The 16,275-nt window shown below is 69.5% G+C and carries 16 protein-coding genes; 10 read left to right on the top strand and 6 right to left on the bottom strand.

Going from position 1 to position 16,275, the window contains the following annotated elements; translation table 11 throughout:
- The first annotated feature begins 25 nt into the window (after window positions 1–25).
- From ACWD3I_RS08035 to ACWD3I_RS08010, 6 genes are all read left to right on the top strand, one after another.
- Window positions 26–346 (top strand): antibiotic biosynthesis monooxygenase family protein, encoded by a 321-nt coding sequence (locus tag ACWD3I_RS08035; protein WP_365394684.1) that lies wholly within the window; start codon window positions 26–28, stop codon window positions 344–346.
- 125 nt (window positions 347–471) lie between these two features.
- The gene (locus tag ACWD3I_RS08030; RefSeq protein WP_365394685.1) at window positions 472–1,311 is read left to right on the top strand and encodes a helix-turn-helix domain-containing protein; all 840 of its coding nucleotides are present in this window, start codon (window positions 472–474) and stop codon (window positions 1,309–1,311) included.
- Window positions 1,308–1,484: a DUF397 domain-containing protein gene (locus tag ACWD3I_RS08025; protein WP_365394686.1), complete on the top strand. Its 177-nt coding sequence runs from the start codon at window positions 1,308–1,310 to the stop codon at window positions 1,482–1,484. Before ACWD3I_RS08030 ends, ACWD3I_RS08025 begins: the two co-directional genes overlap by 4 nt.
- 6 nt (window positions 1,485–1,490) lie before the next feature.
- Window positions 1,491–2,078: a toll/interleukin-1 receptor domain-containing protein gene (locus ACWD3I_RS08020; protein WP_365394687.1), complete on the top strand. Its 588-nt coding sequence runs from the start codon at window positions 1,491–1,493 to the stop codon at window positions 2,076–2,078.
- Window positions 2,078–5,776, top strand: coding sequence for an FxSxx-COOH system tetratricopeptide repeat protein (gene fxsT / locus ACWD3I_RS08015; RefSeq protein ID WP_365394688.1), 3,699 nt, complete (start codon window positions 2,078–2,080; stop codon window positions 5,774–5,776). The genes ACWD3I_RS08020 and fxsT overlap by 1 nt, the downstream gene beginning before the upstream one ends.
- A gap of 94 nt (window positions 5,777–5,870) precedes the next feature.
- Window positions 5,871–6,146 carry a hypothetical protein gene (locus tag ACWD3I_RS08010; RefSeq protein ID WP_451084045.1) on the top strand — a complete coding sequence of 92 codons (276 nt, stop codon included), beginning with the start codon at window positions 5,871–5,873 and terminating at the stop codon, window positions 6,144–6,146.
- Window position 6,147: 1 nt separating this feature from the next.
- On the opposite strand, the gene ACWD3I_RS08005 is transcribed toward ACWD3I_RS08010, so the two are convergent.
- Both ACWD3I_RS08005 and ACWD3I_RS08000 read right to left on the bottom strand, forming a co-directional pair.
- On the bottom strand, window positions 6,148–7,266 hold the full coding sequence (locus ACWD3I_RS08005; protein WP_365394690.1) for a sugar ABC transporter substrate-binding protein: 1,119 nt from the start codon (window positions 7,264–7,266) through the stop codon (window positions 6,148–6,150).
- 150 nt (window positions 7,267–7,416) lie between these two features.
- Window positions 7,417–8,064 carry a TetR/AcrR family transcriptional regulator gene (locus ACWD3I_RS08000; protein ID WP_365394691.1) on the bottom strand — a complete coding sequence of 216 codons (648 nt, stop codon included), beginning with the start codon at window positions 8,062–8,064 and terminating at the stop codon, window positions 7,417–7,419.
- Between the two features lie 104 nt (window positions 8,065–8,168).
- Between ACWD3I_RS08000 and ACWD3I_RS07995 the strand changes: the two genes are divergently transcribed.
- Both ACWD3I_RS07995 and ACWD3I_RS07990 read left to right on the top strand, forming a co-directional pair.
- The gene (locus ACWD3I_RS07995) at window positions 8,169–9,002 is read left to right on the top strand and encodes a patatin-like phospholipase family protein (RefSeq protein ID WP_365394692.1); all 834 of its coding nucleotides are present in this window, start codon (window positions 8,169–8,171) and stop codon (window positions 9,000–9,002) included.
- 171 nt (window positions 9,003–9,173) lie between these two features.
- Window positions 9,174–10,250 (top strand): cytochrome P450 family protein, encoded by a 1,077-nt coding sequence (locus ACWD3I_RS07990; protein WP_365394693.1) that lies wholly within the window; start codon window positions 9,174–9,176, stop codon window positions 10,248–10,250.
- Here ACWD3I_RS07990 and ACWD3I_RS07985 read toward each other — a convergent pair whose 3' ends face one another.
- Window positions 10,251–10,619 (bottom strand): DUF4333 domain-containing protein, encoded by a 369-nt coding sequence (locus ACWD3I_RS07985; RefSeq protein ID WP_365394694.1) that lies wholly within the window; start codon window positions 10,617–10,619, stop codon window positions 10,251–10,253.
- Between the two features lie 114 nt (window positions 10,620–10,733).
- On the opposite strand from ACWD3I_RS07985, the gene ACWD3I_RS07980 reads away from it, so the two are divergent.
- Window positions 10,734–11,888 (top strand): sensor histidine kinase, encoded by a 1,155-nt coding sequence (locus tag ACWD3I_RS07980; protein WP_365394695.1) that lies wholly within the window; start codon window positions 10,734–10,736, stop codon window positions 11,886–11,888.
- Between the two features lie 85 nt (window positions 11,889–11,973).
- Here ACWD3I_RS07980 and ACWD3I_RS07975 read toward each other — a convergent pair whose 3' ends face one another.
- On the bottom strand, window positions 11,974–13,665 hold the full coding sequence (locus ACWD3I_RS07975; protein WP_365394696.1) for a lysyl oxidase family protein: 1,692 nt from the start codon (window positions 13,663–13,665) through the stop codon (window positions 11,974–11,976).
- Window positions 13,666–13,930: 265 nt separating this feature from the next.
- Here ACWD3I_RS07975 and ACWD3I_RS07970 point away from each other — a divergent pair, with 265 nt between their 5' ends.
- Entirely contained in the window at window positions 13,931–14,311 is a 381-nt protein-coding gene (locus ACWD3I_RS07970; protein WP_365394697.1) for a luciferase domain-containing protein, read from the top strand.
- 9 nt (window positions 14,312–14,320) lie between these two features.
- Here the strand turns inward: ACWD3I_RS07970 and ACWD3I_RS07965 are convergent, their stop codons facing one another.
- Entirely contained in the window at window positions 14,321–15,373 is a 1,053-nt protein-coding gene (locus ACWD3I_RS07965) for an NAD-dependent epimerase/dehydratase family protein (protein WP_365394698.1), read from the bottom strand.
- Between the two features lie 23 nt (window positions 15,374–15,396).
- Entirely contained in the window at window positions 15,397–16,239 is an 843-nt protein-coding gene (locus tag ACWD3I_RS07960) for a hypothetical protein (protein WP_365394699.1), read from the bottom strand.
- Between the last annotated feature and the right edge of the window lie 36 nt (window positions 16,240–16,275).

Here is a 16,275-nt window from a genome sequence, read left to right as displayed (position 1 = left end):
CGGGCGCGCGGCGCACAATGGGGGCATGAGCATCGTCAAGATCAACGTACTCACGGTCCCCGAAGAGCAGCGCGCGGAGCTGGAGAAGCGGTTCGCGGCCCGGGCCGGCGCGGTGGAGGGCTCGGACGGCTTCGAGTGGTTCGAGCTCCTCCGCCCCGTGGAGGGCACCGACACCTACCTCGTGTACACGCGGTGGCGCTCCGAGGAGGACTTCGAGAAGTGGCGGTCCAACATGGGCTCCTCGCACGGCAGCGGCGGAGGCGGCGGCGCGCAGAAGCCCGCGGCGACCGGGGCGACGCTGTGGTCCTTCGAGGTGGTGCAGTCCGCCGGGCCCAAGGAGGGCTGATCCCGGCATTCCCCTGACGCGAGTCACTCTCCGTGTCCATCATGGAACCCTGCGCGCACCCGTACAACGCGTTTGTACGGGTGCATCGCGGTGAACGTACGGGCGCGGCGGGGGAGTTCAACGCCATGGGAACGACGACAGGTCCACGCTCACGGACCGCACGCAGGAACGCCTCCGCGATGAGGATGGTGGGCGCGCTGCTCGCCGTCTTCCGGACGGCCGCCGGGTACACGCAGCAGCAGCTGGGCGACATGCTCGGCCTCGGGGAACAGACCGTCGCCTCGATCGAGCAGGGCAGACGGCGGTTGATGCCGGACGTCGCCTCGCGGCTCGATGAACTCCTCGATACGAAGGGGGCGTTGTCCGTTGCGTTGAGCAAGATGCCGGAGGTGGATCTCGTCCCGCTGTGGGCGGAGGAGTTTCTACAGCGGGAGCGGGAGGCGATCGCGATCTCGTCGTACCAGAACCAGGTGCTGCCGGGTCTGTTGCAGACGGATGCGTACGCGGAGGCGGTGTTCCGCAGTCGTGTGCCGGTGTACGACGAGGATGAGATCGCGCGGCTGGTGGCGGGGCGCGTTGAGCGTCAGGCGATCCTCCACGGGAAGAACGGGCCGATCACCAGTTTTGTGGTCTGGGAGCCGGTGGTGCATGCGCCGCTGGGCGGGATGGCTGTCCGGATCGAGCAGTTGCGGCATCTGCGCGCCTGCTCCGAACTCCCGAACCTCATGCTTCAGATCCTGCCGCTGGAGCGCACCGCCCACGCCGGGTTGGACGGCCCGTTCGTCCTCCTGGAAACCCCCGAACACCAGCGGCTCGTCTACGCGGAGACACAGCGCGGCAGTCAACTCATCGCGGATCAGGACGAGGTGGCGATCCTGAACCAGAAATATGCCATGCTGCGGTCACAGGCCCTCACTCCGGAGGACACGAGGGATCTGCTGGACCGTCTGCTAGGAGAGCAATGAGCGGCACCGCGCTTCAGTGGTTCAAGTCGAGCTACAGCGGCAGTGAGGGTGGCGACTGTGTAGAGATCGCCACCCAGCCCACCGCAGTGCACGTCCGTGACTCCAAGAACCCGTCCGGTCCGCAGCTCGCCGTCGCTCCGGACGCCTGGGCCGCCTTTGTCGCCCACAGGTAGCGCGGGGTGGATTACGAGTACGACGTCTTCATCAGTTACAGCCACAAGGGCCACGTAAAAGGCTGGGTGAAGAACCATTTCCAGGAAGAGTTAACGAAGTCCCTGGAGGACGTGCTCCCCAACGACCCCCGTATCTTCGTGGATTACGAGATACCGGTGGGAACACAATGGCCGGACAAACTCGAGAACGCCCTCCTGAAAAGCCGCTGCCTCGTGGCGATATGGTCGCCGCCCTACTTCCGTTCCGAGTGGTGCATGGCGGAGTGGACGAGTATGCGGAAGCGCCAGGCGGCCCTGGAGGAGACGAACGGTCAGGCGCCGACCCTCATCTATCCGATCAGGTTCGCGGACGGCGACCATTTCCACCCCGATGCCCAGGCGACCCAGCACTGCAGAGACCTGAGCAAGTACGGGCACGACGGTGAGCAGTTCCGGAACACTCCCGACTACGTGGCGTTCCAGAAGGAAATGCGGACGGTGGCCGAGGAGATCGCGTCGCTCCTCGACTGTGCGCCGGAGTGGCAGGCGGGCTGGCCGGTGGACCGTCCGGACCCTTATACGAAGATCCCCCAGAGCCGTCTGCCGAGGTTGTGATGAACAAACTCGACGGCAAGGTCGTGACGTTCTACTCCTACAAGGGCGGGGTGGGCCGCAGCTTTCTGCTCTCCAACACCGCCACGCTGCTCGCCCAGTGGGGATACAAGGTCCTCTGCATCGACTGGGATCTGGAGGCCCCGGGCCTTCACTACTACTTCCGCCCTCATATGGAGACCCCGGAAACCGGCCTGGTGGAAATGGTGCTGGGCGCTCGCGACGGGCAGCCGGTGGACGCACTGGGGCACATCACGCCGGTCACCTTCCCGGACGGCTCGCGACTCGATCTCATCGCCGCGGGCGGGGTAGGCAGCGACTACATCCCGAACGTGCAGGGCATCGACTGGGACGCGCTCTACGAGAACCAGGACTTCGGCAACGTACTGGAGGACTGGCGGCGGCGCTGGATCGAGTCGTACGACGTCGTCTTCGTCGACAGCAGGACCGGGATCTCGGACTCCGGTGGTATCTGCACGGCCCAGCTGCCGCACATCCTGGCGTACGCCTTCACCGCGAACCAGCAGAACGTCGACGGTGTGCTGGACGTGGTGACCCGGGCGGCCAAGGCGCGCAACGGCCTGCCGTACGACCGCTCCCGCCTCCTCACGCTCCCCCTGCTCTGCCGGTTCGACATGAGCGAGGAGTACGAGCGGGCGGCTGAATGGCGCCGGAAGCTCCAGCCCGCGCTCAAGTCCAGCTACAACGCCTGGGTTCCGGAGGGGGCGGCGGTCGAGCGGGTGCTGGATCACTGCACCGTGCCGTACTCGGCGTACTGGTCGTTCGGCGAGGAACTCCCGGTCCTGACCGAGGACTTCAGGAACCCTCAGCTCATCAGCTACAGCCTCGCTTCGATCGCGGGGCTGATCGCACGGAACCTGTCGGATGTGCGGCTCTTCACCGAGAGCCGGGACTCCTATGTGGATGCCGCGATCAGGACGGGGCGGCGTGGGGGGCAGTACCAGTACGACTTCTTCATCAGCAACGCGCCGAGCACACGCGACGACGCGAGAAAGCTGTCCGGGCTGCTGGCGACCGAGAACGTCTCCAGCATCTACTCGCTCCCGCTGGACTCGCATCCGTTGCCGGACGACCTGCGTCCGGTCATCGACACCTGCCGGCACTTCATCCTTCTCGCCCGGGACAACGTCTCCGCACGGCAACGGTCCGAGCTGAGCCACTTCCTGCGGCAGACCCTGGACGAGCAGACGGACCGCACCCTGTTCCCCGTCATCACGCCCCGGCACGTCCTGGGCGAACTGCCGGGGCTCGCGCAGTCGATCCCGCCCTACACCCTTTCCGAGGACGGTCTGCCGGGTGTCGCGAGGGCGATCATCGCCCGGATGCGGGGGGATGCCCCGGTGAGCGCGGTTCCCGAGGCGGGCCATGTCCCGTCGGACGAACGCCTGTTCATTTCGTACGCCGACTCGGACCGGCCGTGGGCGGAGTGGGCGGACTGGCACCTGCAGAGTGCCGGCTACACGGTCGAGCTGGACAGACAGGGGCGAAGCGAGCAGGGGCGAACACTGGCCCTGTTCTCGCGGGCGTACTTCGAGGCGGACTGGTCCATCACGGAAGCGTGGATCACGGATCTGGCCGCACGGGAGCGGCTTGTCCCGGTACGCATCGACGCGACCGTTCCGCCACAGAATCTGCGCGGGCTGACGGCCCCCGACCTGTTCGGACTGGACGAGGAGGACGCACGGGCCGAGTTGCTGCGGGCGGTGTCCGGTCCGCTCGGTGTGCCGAGCGGCGCGCCCGGCCTTCCGGGGGGTGGCCGGTCACGCAGATCGAGGGCGACCGGGCCACGGCTGCCGGGGAGTCTGCCGCGAGTGTGGAACATCCGGCCTCGCAATGCCCGCTTCACCGGACGGGACGATCTGCTGGTCGAGGTGCGCGCCGAGTTGGCGGATGCGCGCGCATCGGCGGTGTCGGTGGGCGGGCGGATCGGGGTGGGCAAGACGCAGCTGGCGCTCGAGTACGCCCACCGGTTCAGCGGCTCGTACAAGTTGGTGTGGTGGGTGAATGCGGAGGACCCCAACTCGATCGTCTCTCAGCTGACCTCGCTCGCGGTGGTCATGGGCCTCGCCCAGCCCGATACCCCCGGGCATATCGCGGTGCAGTCCCTCAACATGGAGTTGCGGGCCCTGCCCCGCTGGCTGCTCGTCTTCGACAACGCCCAGGATCCGGCCGCACTCGCCAAGTACCTGCCGGGCGGCGAAGGGCATGTGCTGATCACCTCCCGCAACCCGCACTGGCACCAGGTCGCCACGCCGGTCGACGTCGACGTCCTGTCCCGCGCGGAGTCGATCAGCCTGCTGCGCTCCCACAGGCGGGACCTGAGCGAGGGGGACGCGGCACGGCTGGCCGAGGCTCTGGACGACCTTCCGCTGGCGCTGGTGCAGGCTGCGGAGGCCCTGTACATCTTCTCCCCGGACCAGTACCTGCACGAGCTGGAACACCATGCCGACGCGGCGCTCAGCGACGGCACCCCCCTCGACTATCCGCGGTCCCTGACGGAACAACTGCGCCTCAACATGAAGCGCGCGAAGGAGCAGAACCCCGAGTCGGACGACCTGTTGCAGGCGTGCGCCCGGCTGGCACCGGAGCCCTTTCCCCTGCACGTCTGCGACCCGCGTAAGGTCGAAAGGACCGTCTCCCGTGACAGTGACGGGCTGGTGCGGATGATGTCCGACCAGCGCTTCTTCCGGCAGATCCTGACGACGGTGGAACGGTTCGGGCTGGCCAGGGTGGCCGGCGGCCGTATCCAGGTGCACCGCCTGACCCAGGCCGTCCTGCGCGAACGTCCCTCTTCGCGTGATCAGAACTCCAGCGCCACTCACCGCCCCGTCCTCATCGACGACGGCCGCGCGGCCCGCTTTGCCAGCCTCCTGCTGGCCACGGCCTACCCCGGCCAGGCAGCCGACCCCGACACCTGGCCCCGCTGGCCCGACATGCTGCCCCACCTCCTCCACATCGCCCCCGCCGACCTCTCCAGCGCGCGTTCGCGGTACGCGGCCTGTGAAGCCTGCTGGTATCTGATGGACCGGGGAGCCACCCGTACCGCGCTGCCCCGCCTGCAGGATCTGCATCGAACCTGGACGCAGCAGTTGGGCGCCAGCGTCGAAGACACCCTGTGGGCAGCCGCCTACCTCGCCCGCGCCTTTGCCGACATCGGTGAACCCGCCCAGGCCCGGGCCACGGAAGACAACATCCTGGAGCACCGCCGAGAGGTACTGGGCGAGGACCACCCCCACACCCTGCGCACCGCCGGCAACCTGGCCATCCACCTCGGAGCCCTGGGCGAAGCGGATCAGGCCCGAGTCCTCACCGCGAGCACCCTCGACCGGCAACGCCGCGTCCTGGGCGACGACCACCCCGACACCCTGGTCACCGCGGGCAACCTCGCCACCTATTTCGCGGCCGGGGAGGTGGCAGAGCAGTACGTCGCCCTGGCGGAAGACACCCTCGACCGACAGCGCCGCGTCCTCGGGGAGGACCACCCCACCACCCTGACCACCGCCGCCAACTTCGCCATCCGCCTCAGGGCCCTGCACCAAACGGAACGGGCCGGGGCCCTGGCTGGGGACACCCTCGACCGACGACTCCGTGTCCTGGGCGAGAACCACCCGGACGTCCAGGCCCCCGGCCTCCGAGCCGTGCTGCAGCCGAACCCACCACTGCCCCCCGGGCCGGCCTGACCCCTTCATCAACCAAGGCTCGGCCGAACGTTTTTTCCGCCCCCGAAGAAGTGAACGACTTCCGATCTTCTGGAAATCCCAGCCGTTGATCGGCTTGCGTGACATCCACGGTCACCTCAGCCCACGAGGGCATGCACCGCATCTTCCAGGAGCGGCCGCAGGCAAAGCCGCCGGTGAGGCCAGGGGCATTCTCCGCGTCCTCGAAGTCCGCGGCCTCCCCGTCTCCGACACCGCACGCGAACGCATCACGTCCTGCACCGACCTCACCCGCCTCGACGACTGGCTCGACCGGGCCGGTACGGTCACGGACGTGCAGGAGCTCTTCACCGACGACGCCGAACTCCCGCGGCCCACCTCCGAACCGGCCTGAGCTACTTCAGCCCGACCGCCGCGCAGTCCGCCGCATAATCCGCCGTACAGATCTCCTTCACCGTGTACACCCCATCCCGGATCACCGTGTCCTTGATGTTGTACTTCGTGAGCGCGACCACCGGCACCAGCATCGACGGGATGTCCTGCTCCGTGGGGCTGTCGACCGAGTCCTGGGCGAGGGAGTCGAACTCGATGGAGCGGCCCTTGACCTTGGCGACGGCCATTTCGGCGGCGTTGTTGGCTTCATCGAGGAAGGACTTGTAGACGGTCATGTACTGCTCGCCGGAGACGATCCGCTGGACCGCCGCGAGGTCGGCGTCCTGGCCGGTGACAGGTGGGATCCTGGTGGCGCCGGCGGCTTTCATCGCGTCGATGACGGCGCCGGCCATGCCGTCGTTCGCCGAGTAGACGGCGGAGATGTTGCTCAGCCCGACGGCCTGAATGGCCTTGGTCATGTTGGCCTTGGCGATCTCCGGCTTCCACTCCTCCGTGTCGTACGACTTGGCGATGACCACGTGATTGGCGAGCACGCTGAGCGCGCCGGCCTTGAAGCGGGCCGTGTTGGGGTCGGCGGGTGAGCCGTTCATCATGACGATCTTGCTGGACTGGGCCTTGTCGCCGAGCGCCTCCAGGATGGAGCGGGCCTGTACCTCGCCGACGAGTTCGTTGTCGTGGGATATGTACGCGTCGATCGGGCCCTGGGCGAGGCGGTCGTACGCGATGACGGGGATGCCCGCGTCCTTCGCCTTCTGGACGTCCGGCGCGATGGCCTTGGCGTCGACGGCGTCCACCAGGACGACGTCCACCTTGGCCGCGATCATCTGCTCGAACTGTTGGCTCTGCTTGTCCGCGCTCGCCAGGGCGTTGGCGTAACGGACCGTGCCCTTGCCGTGGGTGAGGTCGGCGACCCGCGTCTTGATGAGGGGGTAGTCGAACTTCTCGAAGCGCTTGGTCTCCTTGTCGGGCAGGAGCAGGCCCACCGTGATGTCGTCGCCCTTCTTCGGACTCGCGGAGCTCTCGCTTCCGCTGACGGCGTCGACGACACCGCAGGAGGTGAGCAGCAGCGCCGAGGCGACGGTGAGGAGAGCGGTTCTGTGGGGGGCGTTACGAACGTTCACTGACGTGCCTTCCGAGCAGTGGAGCGGCAGAGCGCTTCGAGCGTCTCGCGCCAAAACCGCTCACAGGAGACCCGTACCGAATCTCCCCCACCCACCACGCCTTGTTTCACATTTGACCAGTGAAGTGGCTGCCGGGCGCCGGGTCCGCCCTCACGTCATGCGGTGCGGGCCCAACTCCTGGAGTACGTCGTCCAGTTCAGTGGGGGTGAGGGCCGCGCCCGGGAGGGGTGACCGGAGCGCGTCGGTGCGCAGGCCCGCCAGGAGCAGGGCCAGCGGGCGGCGCCAGGCGTCCGGGGTCGTCGCGGAGGTCAGGGCGGGGACCGCGCGGCCCAGGGCGGCCAAGGTGAACAGGACGTCCTCGACGGTGGCGTCGGGGCGGACGGTGCCCTCCTCGTGGCCGCGGCGCAGGAGGAGTTCCAGCGTCTCGCGGTTGTGGGCGTGCACGGCCGCCAGGGAGTCGACGCCGTCCACGCGGGTGGTCATCAGGTCGTTCGTGCCGCGGTCGGCGGCCAGGGTGGTGAACACGGCGTCCAGGTAGACGGTCAGGCCCGTCCAGGCGTCCGGGGCGCTTCTCGCCTCCTCGCCCGCCGTCATCGTGCCGGTCAGCTGGTCGCGGAAGACGGCGTCGATGAGGGCGGCGCGGGTCGGGAAGTGGCGGTAGAGGGTCGCGTTGCCCACGCCGGCCCGGCGGGCGATCACGTCCAGCGGCGCGTCGAGGCCCTGCTCGGTGAAGACGTCGTGTGCCGCTTCCGTCAGCAGTTCCCGGTTGCGCCGCGCGTCGCGTCGCAGTGCGCCCATGTCCTGTCCTCCGTACCCAAGTGGGGAGCACTCCCCGGTCGTGATGCTATCTTCGGAACACAAAGTGGGGAGTACTCCCCACTTCTGACGCGGAGGGGCGTGGCATGGGCGGGACGGCACTGGTGCTCGGCGGCGGAGGGCCGGTCGGGGGCGCGTGGCTGACGGGGGTGCTGGCCGGCCTCGCGGACGGCGGTGTCGACCTCGCCCGTGCCGACGTCGTCATCGGCACCTCGGCCGGGGCCGTCTTCGGCACCCGGCTGGCGTACGGGGAGCCGCCGCGTGAGCTGTACGAGCGTCAGCTCAGCGGGGCCGACCGGCTGGTCCTGAGCGTGACCGCGGCACAGACCGCGCGCTTTCTGTGGGCGGCGCTGGGGTCCCGGGATCCCGAGCGGTCCGTACGGCGGCTGGGGCGGGCCGCGCTGGCCGCGAGGGCCGGGGGCGATGTGGTCCCGCTGGTGCGGCAGGTGCTGCGTGGGGTGGAGGAGTGGCCGGGGGTCGGGCTGCGGATCGCCGCGGTCGACGCTCGTACGGGGGCCGTGGAGGCGTTCGACCGTGATGCGAAGGTCTCGGTCGTCGAGGCGGTCGCCGCGAGTTGTGCGGTGCCGTTGGTCTTTTCTCCGGTCTCCGTCGGTGGGCGGCACTGGATCGACGGGGGCAGCCGGTCCACGGCCAATCTCCAACTGGCCGGTGGGTATGAGCGGGTGCTGGCCGTCGCGCCGGTCGCGAAGGCTGTCGGGCCGCATCCCGGTGCGGAGCGGCAGGCGGCCGAGCTCCGTGCCGGGGGTGCCGCTGTCAGCCTGCTCGTGCCGGATACCGCCTCGCGGCGGGCCATGGGGCGGGATCTGACCTCCGATGCGCGTCGGGTGGGGGCGGCGTTGGCGGGGCGGGCGCAGGCGGAGCGGGTCGTGGAGGCGGTGGGTGGGGTGTGGCAGGGGTAGCGGGGGTGCGCGCCGGGCTTTTCTCGCCCCCGCCGCCCCTACCCGTCCCATCCCTGGGGGCTGCGCCCCCAGACCCCCGCTGTCGGCCCCGAAAGGGCCTCGTCCTCAAACGCCGGACGGGCGTCCTCGCGCGCCGGACAGGCTGAGAAACACGAAACGGAAGGCATCCTCATGCAAACCGAACCTCCCGTCCATCGCATCCACGTCCCCGGCAGCGGCGACGCCTGGCTGGTCGTCGGGTGGGATGTCGCGCGGGGCGCGCTCACCGATCCTCGGTTGTGCAATGACATCCGGCACTCGGGGTCCTGGGAGAGCGACGGCGGGCATGCCCTCGGGCGGAACATGCTGCAGAGCGATCCGCCGCAGCACACCCGGTTGCGGCGGCTGGTCGCGGGGCACTTCAGCGCCGGGCGGATCGGTGCACTGGGGCCGCGGGTCGAGGAGATCGCCGGGGAACTGGTCGCCGTACTGCCCCGGCAGGGGACCGTGGACATCGTCGGGCACTACGCGCTGCCGTTGCCCGTCACCGTGATCTGCGAGCTGCTGGGGGTTCCGGCCGAGCAGCGGGACGGCTTCCACGCCTGGTCGAACGAGCTGGTCATGCCCACCTCGCCGGAGGCGGCGGCCGCGGCGGGGGCCGCACTGACCGCATGTCTGACCGAGCTCACCGGACGCAGGGGAACCCTTCTCGGCGACCTGGCGGGAGAGCTCGACGGCGAGGAACTCCTCGGCATGGCCTTCCTGCTCCTCGTCGCCGGTCACGAGACGACCGTCAACCTGATCTCGGCCACCCTCCACGGGCTGCTGTCCCACCCGGACCAGCTCGCCCTCCTCCGCGACGACCCCGGCCTGACCGAGTCCGCCGTCGAGGAGGCACTGCGCCACTACTCACCCGTGCACACCACCACGTTCCGGTTCGCCACCGAGCCCCTGGAGCTCGCGGGCGTCCGCATAGCCGCCGGTGACGCGGTGCTCGTCTCACTCGCCGCGGCCTCCCGTGACCCGCTCCGCTTCCCCGACCCCGACCGCTTCGACATCACCCGGCGCACGACGGGCCACCTCGGCTTCGGGCACGGCCTGCATCACTGTCTCGGCGCCCCGCTGGCCCGGATGGAGGCCTCCATCGCCGTACGACTGCTCCTGCGACACCGTCCCGCGCTCGCCTTCGCGACCGACCCGGCGGAACTCACCTGGCGCAGCAGCACGTTGCTGCGGGGGCTGGCCGAGCTGCCTCTGCGGTTCGGCTGATCAGCGCCCGAACCGCCAGGTGATGTGCGTGTCCGTCGCCCTCACCACCGTCACCGGGATGTCGAGCGTCGTGCCGTCGGTGCGCCGGCCGGTGCAGGTGAGGGTCGCCCCGGCCTGTGCCTTCAGGCCCTCGGGACAGGAGACGTGGACCTTCACGCCGACCCAGGGGAGCGGGTGGTAGAGGCTCTGGGTGCGGCCGGCGACGATCTTCGGGGCGAGCGCCTTGTGGCCGTCGACCGTGACGGTGTCGTACACGTCGAGCCGGGTCGTCGACTCGGTGTTCGAGAGCAGACAGGTGCCGATCCCGCCGAGGACGAGCACCGTGGCGGCACCGCCGACGACACCGAGGAGGAACCTGCTGTCCGGCATGGCGTGCGTACTCCTGAGGTGAGGGGGACCTCCAGCTTCGTCCCTCCCCCCAGTCTCGCTCCTCGGCCGTTCGGCCGATCCCGCGGCCGGACCGGCGCGCATACGGTGATCCCCATGAAGTCCGCTTCCCCACGGGGCTGCGCCCGCGGTGCCGTCGTGGGCGCACTGCTCGCGCTGTGCCTCGTCGACGTGCTGACCGCGTACGACACGGGCTACAGCGCCTGGCGGCCGGCGGCCGTCCTCGCCGTCGGCCTGACCGCGCTGCTGTGGCCGGCCGCGCGGCAGCCCGGCTGGCTCACCCCGCAGCTGCGCACCGCCGTACCCGCCCTGGCCTCCCTCCTGTACACGTCGTCGTCGCTCGTCCTGCACCGGGTCGCGCCCTTCGGCCCGGGCGAGGTCGCCATCCTGCTGTGTCTGCTGTTCATCGCGGTACGGCACTGCCCGCCGCGCTGGGCCGTGGTGTGCGGTCTGCTGGACCTGGCCGCCGTGCTCACCCAGCCCGTCCGCTTCTTCCAGCACCTGACCACGGGCGAGGCGCCGGGCTACGTCCTGGTCGGCCTGGTCCTGGCCGGGCTCGTCGCCTCCCTCGCGGCCTATCTGCGCGCCCTCGACTACCGCCGCACCGTCGCGGTCGCCGACACCCGCCGCGAGGAACGCCTCGCCATCGCCGCCGACCTGCACGACTTCGTGGCCCACCACGTGACCGGCATCCTCGTCCAGACCCAGATGGCCCGCATGATGGCCACCACCCAGCCCGAGGACCTCGACCCGGTTCTCGCGGGCATCGAGGGCGCTGCGACCGAGGCGCTGGCGTCCATGCGGCGCACGGTCGGTGTGCTGAGGGACGCGGACGAGGCCGACCGGCGCCCGGTGGGCGACCTCGCGGGCATCGCGGACCTGGTGGAACGCTTCGGCGGTCCTGTCCAGAAGGCCGCCCTGGACCGCGGGGGCGTCCCGGACGACCTGCCGCACGAGGTGCAGGCGGCGGCCTTCCGGGTGGTGCAGGAGGCGCTGACGAACGTACGGCGGCATGCGGCCGACGCGACCGAGATCACCGTCCGGCTGGGCCTCGACGGCGGCCGTCTGACCGTGTCCGTGGCCGACGACGGCCGGGGCGGCACCCAGCTCCCGGACGCGGCGCACGGCGGTGGCTTCGGGCTGGTCGGGCTGAAGGAGCGGGTGACGGCGCTGGGCGGCGAGCTGACGGCCGGGCCGCGTGCGGGGTACGGGTGGGAGATCAGGGCCGCGTTCCCGCTCTCGGCCGAATGACCGAGGAGATCCGCGAAGGGCGCGGGTGTCGTCGAATGCCGCAGGGGGCACTGTCCGACACCCGCGCCGGTGTCAAGCCGTTCGGTTACGGCGCGTTGATCAGGTCGTGCGGCGGAACCTTGACCGTGCGCTTGCCCGGTTCACCGCTCAGGATCACCTTGCGCAGGGCGACGTTGTTGTTCAGGTTCGTCTCCTTGAGGCGCTTCTCCGGGTTGGCGATGACCTGGATGTAGTACGTGCCGTTCGGCAGGTCCGTGATGTCGAAGGACTGGCCGGGGCGGTACTGGGTGTAGGTGTCGCCGGAGCCGACGTCGAGGACCTCGCGGACCGAGATGGAGTTCTGCTGACCGCACGCGGTCGACAGGTCCGTGTTGTACGGCTTCCAGTTGGCGTTCTTCACCGTGTAGTCCACGGCGTCGGTGTTGGCGAGACAGAACGCCTCCTTGCCGCTGCGCACCTCCCTCGTCTGGTCCTCGCTCAGCAGCCGGTAGCTGGCGAAGTCGGTGAAGTGCCAGTGCTCGTGGCCGATGCGCGGGTCCCACTCCATGGTGCCGGTGGGTGTGTAGCCGATCTGCTTGCCGTTCGCGTCGTAGAAGTACTGGTACGCGTCCATCAGATCGCCGCCCGGCTTGCGGAAGCCGTCGACGACGAGGGGCGCGGGACCGGCGTTCCACACGTTGGCGCTGAAGGCCAGGTAGTCCTTGCCGGGTACGTCGCCGTCCTCGCCGTCGGTGATGGCGATGTCCCACGCCGGGAGGGAACGCAGGTCCGGCTTGGGCACGTTGGCCGGGACACCGGCCCGACCGGTGGGCCGAGTGCTGTTGGGCCGCAGTGCGGCCGCGATGCGCGAGCCGTCGGTGTGGCCGCGACCGTCGCCCAGGTGATGGGCCAGGCCACGGTCCTCCAGGGCGTGGGAGAGGGCTCCCGGGGTGGGCTCGTCGGCACCGCGCGGGCCGTAGTGGTGGGCCGTTCCCTGGGCCGACCCGTGAGCCGAGCCATGGGCCGAGCCGTGCGCGCCGCCCTGGTGGGCGGTCATGCCCCGGCCGACGCCGCCGCTCTCGCTGGGCTGCCGGACGGTGACCTTGATGGTCGGCGAGTCGTTCGGGATCCCGAAGAGGTCCCGGTACTTCTTCGCCACGGACACCTTCGCGGTGTACTCACCCACCGGCAGGTCCACGGGCTTGTCGTAGTCGACGGTGCTGGAGTTGGACGCCCAGCCCTTCTCGACACCCCACACCGACCCGAGGGTGAACGGGTTGGTGGGGCAGCTCTCCGGATAGTGCGAGGTGGCGGGCGCGTCCGGCCGGAGCCGGCCGGAGGCGTTGTTGGGGCAGAAGTTCCCCTTGCTCTTGGCGACCTCCGTCCCGTTCGCGTCCTTGACGGACACCTCCAGGAACCCGGGGAGCCCCGAGAAGTCCTTCACGAGCCCGGTGGGCAGCGCCTTGGTCGTCGCTGTGCCGTCGTGGCGGAAGACCTGCTTGGCGACGACAGGGTCCTTGTACGACTTGCGCGTCACCTTGAACTCCAGGGGCGCGTTGTCGACGGTGACATACGTGCCGAGGTCCAGGTAGACCCCGGGTTCCCCCTCCCACCGGTCGAGCGTCACGGAGTTCGACGCGGCGATCAGCTTGAGCTTCGGCTTGCCGGGTGTGGCGGCCTGCGCGGCTCCGGCGCCGGGTGCCGCTCCGGCGGCGGTGACGACGACGGTGAGCGCGGCGCCGGCGGCAAGCGCAGGGCGCTTCCAACGGCCGCGGTTGCGGTGTTGCTGACTGGTCATCGGTTCCTCGTCTGCGAGTGCCCTGGTCAGGGGCATCGGACTGGACAACCCACGGGCGGCCGACGGTGTGGACGCACCCCCATGCGACCCCACATGCACTCCGGCACACCTGTGAGCGACCTGTGAGACCGGTAAAGAGGGTGTTCAGGTTGCCTGTTGGGACGGAAATCCATCGATCGGGCGGCGCCCGTCCGCGCACCTCACGCCCCGGTTACTTTTCCCTCAACCCCTGGTTGCGCAGGGGTGAGCAGGCGACGATGGGCTCATGACTCTCGCCGAGCGCGCCTTCGAGCGCCTCCACGCCTGGCCCGACCTCAGCACGGGGCATCCCAGCTGCGGGACCGGACGGGCCCTGCGCTCCCCGCACGGCGAGATCGTGCACTTCCACTCCGACCGGGACGTGGACCTGCATCTGACCGGCCGCGCGATCGAGCGCTTCGCGAGGGACCTCCAGGGGTCCACCGCCATCCACCTGGTCCCCGGCTCCCGCTGGGTCACCGTCCACCTGGACTGCGACACCGACGTCGACCTGCTGATGAGCCTGGTCAGCATGGCTCTCAAGGCGTATCAGGGACAGCCCGGCGAGTCCGCGGCCACGTGCAACTTCCGGCGGGTGACGGTCGTACCGCGCGACATCCCCGCGTAGGCGGTCCCGTCATCCCGCCGGTTCCCGCCACGCCCGGTAGTGGTCCAGGACGGTCTCCTCGATCGGGCGGTAGGTGAGGCCCAGTTCGTCGATGCTGCGGCTGTTGTCGACCTCGAAGCGGATGCCGAGGTGCTTGCGGATGTAGTCCTGGGTGAGGCCGAACGCCGGACCGAGGACGCGAACCGGCCAGTGCGGCAGCCGGGTTCGGGGCAGCCGGAGGTCCCTGGGGTGCTCGGCGCGCAGGATGCGGGACATGTCGTGGAAGGACGTCATGGTCGGCGCGGCGAGGATGTAGCGGCCGTGCGCTTCCGGGTTCTCGGCCGCGGCGATGTGCGCGTCGGCGACGTCCCGCACGTCGACCGTGGTGAAGCTGAAGTCCGGGGCGCCGTAGAAGAAGTAGCCCTTGAAGAGCTCCTCCAGGAGGAAGAGGCTGCCGGACTCCGAGGCGGGGGTGAGCGAAGGGCCCAGGATCAGACCCGGGTTGACCGCCACCATGCTCCAGCGGTCCTGCCCCTTCGCCGCGTCCCAGGCCGCCTGCTCGGCGACCGTCTTGGCGTAGTGGTACGGGTTGTTCTCCACCGTGCTGGTGGTGTTGACGTACTCCTCCGTGAGGATCCGGTCCTTCATCTCCAGTACGTCGGCGTAGTCGCCGAAGATCGCGCCGACGGTGGAGGTGAGGACGAGCCGGCGGACGGCCGGGGTGCGGTCGATGGTGCCGAGCACGTTACGGGTGCCGAGGAGCGCGGGTTCCACCACGTCCTTCCGGCCGTCCTTGATCCTCTCCGGTACGAGGAACGGGGAGGCGACGTGGAAGACGGTCCCGCAGCCCTGGGCCGCCTCGTCGAAGGAGCCCTCGGCGAGCAGATCCGCCTCGAACAGGTCGAGCCTGTCCGGGAATTCGGCCTGCATCGCCCGCAGGGGCCTGGTCTTCGGCGAGTCGGCGGCGGCGCGGACCGTCGTACGGACCCGATGGCCGCGCTCCAGGAGCCGTTTCACCAAGTGGCTGCCCACAAAGCCGCTGCCGCCGGTCACCAGGACCGGGGTCCTCTCCACGTCGTCCACCCGCGCTCCTCGAACAGAACAGGTCAGAGCCCGTAGCGGCTCTTCAGATGACGCCAGAAGTCACGCGCCATCCACTTGTCGAACTCCGTGATCTGCGCGGCCGATCCGGCCTTCATGAGGAAACAGCACTGGCCGGTCGGCGTCCAGTCGTAGAAGTCGTCGAGCCCGAAGGTGTGGCCGACTTCGTGGAGATAGATGTGGATGTTCTCCTGGCCGAGGGCCCCGGTGAAGTACTCCTGGCCGACCCGCTGGCCCCAGTCCCCGCCCGCGCCGCCCTGGAAGCCCTTGGTGAGCCACAGCGACTGGTCGTAGTGGCGGGTGACGCCGCCGGGGCACTTCGAGTAGTTGCCGTCCTGGTGGAAGAAGCGGCCGCAGTCGGGCGCGCACTGCGGGGCGCCGCCGCCGTCCAGGTTGTTGACGTAGATGTCGACCGAGTTGTCGGTCCACTGGAGCGTGGAGCGGTTCTTCACCGCCCAGCCGACGATGTTGACGGGCACATTGGTGTACGGCCAGGCGTTGGTGCCCGTGCCGTTGTCGAGCATGGCCGCCATCCACTTGCCGAACTGCTTCTTCAGCTGGGCGTGGATCTGGTCGCGCAGCGCGGTGCTGACGGGGGCGTCGGACTCCCAGCGGACGCAGTAGTTGATGCTCCCCTTGTTGGCCATGACCTGGTCCCAGCCGTAATTGCGGAAGCCGTAGAGGTTCGGGTACGTCGACTCGACGTGGTTCCAGACCTCGCCCAGTGGCTGCACGAGGTTGGACGGCGGATTCCAGTTGTCGGCCGACTGGGCCGGGGCGGCCGTCGTGAAGGCCGCCGCCAGCAGGGCGGTGAGAATGGTGACGAAACGTGCGATCCGGGTGCGCATGGAGGTGAACTCCCTTCGTGGGGTTGGGACTTCACC

Source organism: Streptomyces sp. NPDC002817, assembly GCF_053592055.1.
Note: the sequence above shows the minus strand (reverse complement) of the source record. Positions and strands in the feature narration are given on the sequence as shown.

What these genes read in the sequence shown, in the direction of transcription:
- ACWD3I_RS07970 (WP_365394697.1), top strand. Translation starts at nt 13,931, where the DNA reads ATGACTCTCGCCGAGCGCGCCTTCGAGCGCCTCCACGCCTGGCCCGAC.
- ACWD3I_RS07985 (WP_365394694.1), bottom strand. Translation starts at nt 10,619, where the DNA reads ATGCCGGACAGCAGGTTCCTCCTCGGTGTCGTCGGCGGTGCCGCCACG.
- fxsT (WP_365394688.1), top strand. Translation starts at nt 2,078, where the DNA reads ATGAACAAACTCGACGGCAAGGTCGTGACGTTCTACTCCTACAAGGGC.
- ACWD3I_RS07960 (WP_365394699.1), bottom strand. Translation starts at nt 16,239, where the DNA reads ATGCGCACCCGGATCGCACGTTTCGTCACCATTCTCACCGCCCTGCTG.
- ACWD3I_RS07980 (WP_365394695.1), top strand. Translation starts at nt 10,734, where the DNA reads ATGAAGTCCGCTTCCCCACGGGGCTGCGCCCGCGGTGCCGTCGTGGGC.
- ACWD3I_RS08000 (WP_365394691.1), bottom strand. Translation starts at nt 8,064, where the DNA reads ATGGGCGCACTGCGACGCGACGCGCGGCGCAACCGGGAACTGCTGACG.
- ACWD3I_RS07995 (WP_365394692.1), top strand. Translation starts at nt 8,169, where the DNA reads ATGGGCGGGACGGCACTGGTGCTCGGCGGCGGAGGGCCGGTCGGGGGC.
- ACWD3I_RS07975 (WP_365394696.1), bottom strand. Translation starts at nt 13,665, where the DNA reads ATGACCAGTCAGCAACACCGCAACCGCGGCCGTTGGAAGCGCCCTGCG.
- ACWD3I_RS08030 (WP_365394685.1), top strand. Translation starts at nt 472, where the DNA reads ATGGGAACGACGACAGGTCCACGCTCACGGACCGCACGCAGGAACGCC.
- ACWD3I_RS08025 (WP_365394686.1), top strand. Translation starts at nt 1,308, where the DNA reads ATGAGCGGCACCGCGCTTCAGTGGTTCAAGTCGAGCTACAGCGGCAGT.
- ACWD3I_RS07990 (WP_365394693.1), top strand. Translation starts at nt 9,174, where the DNA reads ATGCAAACCGAACCTCCCGTCCATCGCATCCACGTCCCCGGCAGCGGC.
- ACWD3I_RS08035 (WP_365394684.1), top strand. Translation starts at nt 26, where the DNA reads ATGAGCATCGTCAAGATCAACGTACTCACGGTCCCCGAAGAGCAGCGC.